Genomic DNA, 4,504 nt, shown 5'->3' with positions numbered 1-4,504 from the left:
GCGCACCGGCAAAGCCCTGCCGTATGCCATGCACAGCAACGGTGAGAGCATCCACATCCAGGGTCGCTACGTGCTGGCGGTCGACGATGGCAATGCCTACCTCGCGGCCGGCCTGGCCGGCATGGGAGTTCTCTGGCTGCCGGACTACATGTCCGCGCCTCACGTGGCGCAAGGCGAGTTGGTGCCCCTGTTCGAGGAATGGCGTCTCGAGCCAATGCCGATTTTCGTGGCGTTTCCGCCGAACCGGCATATCAGCATCAAGCTGCGCGTGTTCATCGAGTGGGTCGCTGAACTGATGGCACAGCATGCGCCTATCACCAACCGACGGGGTTCGTGACCACAGCGTTGGACGTAGGATGAGGCGCCTCGGTATTGCGGTCACTTCACTTAGAGCAAACTATCGAGGGATGCTCGTGACCTCATCACAGGGCCGTGACAGCGGCACGAACTCCAGATGCTAATCGGCAGGTCGGAGCTCAACCCGACTTCATTTGCTCGGCAATTCGCGCGACGTCCCGGCTCGGTGGCAGACCGAACTTGCGCGCGTACTCACGACTGAACTGCGTTGGGCTTTCATAGCCCACTTCATGGGCGGCGGACGTCACGCCGTGCCGGGCCGTCAGCAACAAGGTGCGCGCCTGCAACAGACGGATTTGCTTCTGGTATTGCAGAGGGCTGAGGTTGGTAACCGTTTTGAAATGTCGATGGAATGCGGACACGCTCATTGCCGAGCCCTCGGCAAGCTCCTTGACGCGCAGCGGCTGCGCATAGTCGCTGCGAATTCTCTGGATCGCCTGGTTGATCCGAGCCAGTGCCGTGTCGGGCGAAACGATTTCGCGCAGCATCCAGCCCATCGGCCCTTGTAGGACCCGGTAGAGGATCTCCCGCTCATAGGCCGGCGCGAGCGCGGGGATGTCTTGCGGATGCTGCATCAAACGCAGCATGCGAACCCAGGCGTCCAGCAGCTCGGAGGTGACCGCCGCTACGGAAAAGGCCTTGTGCTCCTGCTCTCGGGTAAGAGGATCGGGCAGGTCGGCCAGGTCATACAGCAGCCCTGCAATCACTTCAGCGTCAAGCGTCAGGCTGACCGCCAGGTAGGGCGTCCCGTGCTCATCGGGACGCACCACTCCCGCTGCAGGAAGATCGACGGACATGACGAAATAGGTTGCCGGATCGTAGTGCAGCACTCGCCCGCCAATCGTCATCGACTTGCTGCCGCGCAGAATCAGATTGACCATCGGGTCGTAGACGGCCGCCAACTGGTGCTCCGGTATCTCTCCTTGAACCATGGCCACGCGCGGGATGCCCGTCTCCGTGCGATGGTTTTGTGCATGGGCGGTCAAGGCCCGGAGTTCGTTCAGTTGGTCTGCCATGAAGCCATTTGATCGCAGTAGCCGTGTAAACCACAACCGAAAAGCAGAAATAGGCAGGAAGCGGGTAGGAACGGGTCGGTGCCCGTTTGCGTTGCTGCTTATCGTGTCGGTACCTAATCGGAAGGAAGTACCGAAATGAGCACAGTGGTAATCACCGGCGGCAGCCGGGGCATCGGCGCCAGCGCGGCCATCGAATGTGCACGCCGCGGTTTGGGCGTCATTCTCACCTACAAGAGCAATCCGAGCGCCGCCGCCGCGGTGGTGGCTCGAATTGAGGGCGAAGGTGGCAAGGCCGTGGCGCTGGAACTGAACCTAGGCGAGGTGGCGTCCTTCCACGGCTTCCGTCAGGACGTGGAGCGAGCGTTGGCGACGGTATGGCAGACCGGCTCGCTCGGTGGCCTCGTCAACAACGCCGGCTACGGGTTGTTCAACCCGATCGAAAGCGTCACCGAAGAGCAGTTCGATGGGCTGATGAACGTTCACTTGAAAGGACCGTTCTTTCTCACTCAAGTGCTGCTTCCCTTGCTGCAGGAGGGCGCAAGCATCGTCAACCTGACCAGCGCGACGACGCGAGTGGCAACTGCAGGCGTGGCTCCTTACGCCGCGTTCAAGGGCGGGCTGGAGGTGCTCACGCGTTACATGGCCAAGGAGTTCGGCGAGCGCCGCATCCGCGTGAACGCCGTGTCGCCGGGAGCCATCCGCACCGAGCTGGGCGGCGGCTTGAATGCCGAGTTCGAAGCGCTACTGGCGGGGCAGACCTCGCTGGGGCGGGTAGGCGAACCCGAGGAGGTCGCGCGAGTGATCACGGCGCTGCTGACCGCCGATGGTGGCTGGATCAATGCGCAATCCATTGAAGTCGCTGGCGGCTACATCATCTGAACGGAGAAATCGGCATGCTCGACCACATCTTTCTTTCCGTACGGGATCTCGACGCGGCGGTGGTGTTCTACACCGCCGCGCTGGCGCCGCTCGGCATCGTCAACTGGCTCGATTACGACGGCAGAGCGGGCCCTCCCGGCCATCCTGATCTAAAAGGGTTTGGCGCCCATGGGCGCATGTTCTTCTGGTTGCGCGAGGGCACCGTCGATGCCCGCTCGGTACACGTCGGCCTCGTAGCGAACAGCCGGGAAACCGTCGATGCCGCGTATGCCGCCGCAATGGCAGCGGGCGCTACGGACAATGGCGCACCGGGTGCCCGGCTGCATTACGACCCGCGCTACTACGCTGCCAATGTCCGTGATCTGGATGGCTACAGCCTGGAGTTCGTCTACAAAAGCTGGCAGCACGAATCATGAAGAGACTGATGATATACGGTGCGACGGGCTATACCGGTCGTATGGTCGCGGAGCTTGCCGCTGCCTCGGGTCTGTCGCCGCTGTTGGCGGGCCGTGACGCGTCGAAGCTGGCGGCGCTGGCCGACAGGTTACAGGTCGAGCATCGCGTTTTCGCTCTGGACAGTCTCGATTCGATCGCCGACGCCCTGGCTGACGTGTCCGTCATTCTGAATTGCGCCGGGCCCTTTCAGCGTACGGCGAGACGCCTGATGGAGGCGGCAATCCGCTGCGGCGCCCACTACCTGGATGTCTCGGCGGAACTCGACAGCTATCGACTGGCCGAGGCGTTGGATGACCAAGCCATTCAGGCCGGAAGCATGCTGCTGCCGGGCAGTGGCGGGAGTGTGGCCATGTTGGGATGTCTGGTCGGACACGCGATCGGGCTGGTGCCGACGCCTGTGCGACTGCGGCTGGCCCTTCAGGTCAGGGGCGCGATGTCCAGGGGATCGGTGATCAGCGCAACAGAGAATCTCTCAACGCAATGCCTGATGCGTGTGGACGGACAGTTGGTCGGGCGCGCGCCGAACGAGCTCCAGCCATTCGATTTCGGCCGGGGATTGGTGGACTGCATTCCTGTGACCTTGCCCGACCTGGTGACGGTCTGGCGCTCGACGGGTATCCCGTGGATCGAGACCTTTGTGCATATGGGCGGCTCGAACTTTCCCCAAGGGGACCTATCGGCACTAGCAGACGGGCCTAGCGCCGAGGAGCGCGCCGCCAATCGCTACCGAGCGATCGCCGAGGTCACCGACGGTGATGGCAATGTCCGTCACGCGCTCCTTGATACGGTCAACGGATACACCTTCACGAGCATGGCCGCTGTCGAGGCGGCGCGCCGCGTTCTGGAGGGGGAAACACGCCCGGGATTCCAGACGCCTGCAGGTCTCTTCGGGAAGGGTTTTGCGACATCCATTGCCGATACCCGCATCATCCGAATCTGCTGAGTCCTTGGGGGGCTGAGGGGGGGGGGCTCAGCATGCGTGGCATCCGATGGCAATCAAGGAGCATCACGCGCTCGCAGGTTGCCCATAGCGAAAGGCTTACACGCATTGGCTGCGATATCCTCTGTTGAGGCTTCGCCATTGAACCTAATCTACACACATCAACTGAAGCGCAGGACGCGCTCAGGATCACGGATGATCGGCCATCGCCAGGAAGGCTGCTGACAGGATGTCGGAATGGCCTTTAAAAAACCCGCTTCGGCGGGTTTTTTGTTTCCCTCTCAAAAGTGGCCGCTTGATTATGGCGCCTCTTGAACTTCCGCTCCTGGCCGACAATGGGAAGCTTGGGTGTCATCGTGGGTATGTTATCCACGCTGTCAGCCTCGCCATTCTCGGCGATGCAAAATAATAGAGGGCAGACCACGATCAATTTTGCGTCTGCTTGATCATTCAAGCCAAAACCTTGGTCTGTCCTCTATCGATTCTGCCAATTGCCGCCCGCGGCGGTGCAGTCCTTTCTGGCCTGTTCCTTTTCGGCCACTCGATAAAAGTAACTAACGATTTTTGCATCGTCCGGAACAGCCATGGGCGTGCCGGTTTTGACATCGCCAATGGCTTTATGGCTGGCCAACGCCTCCTGCGTGAGGGTGGCGGTGCAAGAACCGAAATAACCGGAAGGGCAGTTCTCGACCGGCTTTTTTTCATGATCGAGCAAGCCTCGGTTTTCATTGCTGCAAGACCAGTCGATTGCACCTTCTTCCATACCCTCGTAGACGTAACAACTCTGGATCACCACCACGGGTATTTTTTCGCTGAGCGCGCGGGTGGAAACCTGACAGGCGGCGGCCAGCGCCTC

6 protein-coding genes are annotated in these 4,504 nt (G+C 61.2%); 4 read left to right on the top strand and 2 right to left on the bottom strand.

All coding sequences use genetic code 11. The features are described 5' to 3' along the window. Nucleotides 1-337: LysR substrate-binding domain-containing protein (locus ABZE94_RS20600; RefSeq protein WP_372877969.1), on the top strand; the 337-nt coding region annotated here is incomplete at its 5' end. Nucleotides 338-476: 139 nt separating this feature from the next. Here ABZE94_RS20600 and ABZE94_RS20595 read toward each other — a convergent pair. Beyond that, on the bottom strand, nucleotides 477-1,373 hold the full coding sequence (locus ABZE94_RS20595) for an AraC family transcriptional regulator N-terminal domain-containing protein (RefSeq protein ID WP_372877967.1): 897 nt from the start codon (nucleotides 1,371-1,373) through the stop codon (nucleotides 477-479). Between the two features lie 135 nt (nucleotides 1,374-1,508). Here ABZE94_RS20595 and ABZE94_RS20590 point away from each other — a divergent pair, with 135 nt between their 5' ends. Genes ABZE94_RS20590 through ABZE94_RS20580 form a run of 3 tightly spaced genes read left to right on the top strand, consistent with a single transcriptional unit; the run spans nucleotide 1,509 to nucleotide 3,651 of the window. Next, nucleotides 1,509-2,252 carry an SDR family NAD(P)-dependent oxidoreductase gene (locus ABZE94_RS20590; protein ID WP_372877965.1) on the top strand — a complete coding sequence of 248 codons (744 nt, stop codon included), beginning with the start codon at nucleotides 1,509-1,511 and terminating at the stop codon, nucleotides 2,250-2,252. Between the two features lie 14 nt (nucleotides 2,253-2,266). Then, complete coding sequence (locus tag ABZE94_RS20585; protein ID WP_372877963.1) at nucleotides 2,267-2,668, top strand: VOC family protein; 402 nt, start codon at nucleotides 2,267-2,269, stop codon at nucleotides 2,666-2,668. Continuing rightward, the gene (locus ABZE94_RS20580) at nucleotides 2,665-3,651 is read left to right on the top strand and encodes a trans-acting enoyl reductase family protein (protein ID WP_372877961.1); all 987 of its coding nucleotides are present in this window, start codon (nucleotides 2,665-2,667) and stop codon (nucleotides 3,649-3,651) included. The genes ABZE94_RS20585 and ABZE94_RS20580 overlap by 4 nt, the downstream gene beginning before the upstream one ends. A 472-nt stretch (nucleotides 3,652-4,123) precedes the next feature. On the opposite strand, the gene ABZE94_RS20575 is transcribed toward ABZE94_RS20580, so the two are convergent. Beyond that, on the bottom strand, nucleotides 4,124-4,504 hold a 381-nt coding region (locus ABZE94_RS20575), incomplete at its 5' end, for a hypothetical protein (RefSeq protein ID WP_372877959.1).

The sequence above is a fragment of the Pseudomonas sp. genome (assembly GCF_041601375.1).
In the GTDB taxonomy this organism is placed as follows: Bacteria; Pseudomonadota; Gammaproteobacteria; order Pseudomonadales; family Pseudomonadaceae; genus Aquipseudomonas.
The sequence above is the reverse complement of the archived record's forward strand: the minus strand, read 5'-3'. Positions and strand labels throughout refer to the sequence as shown.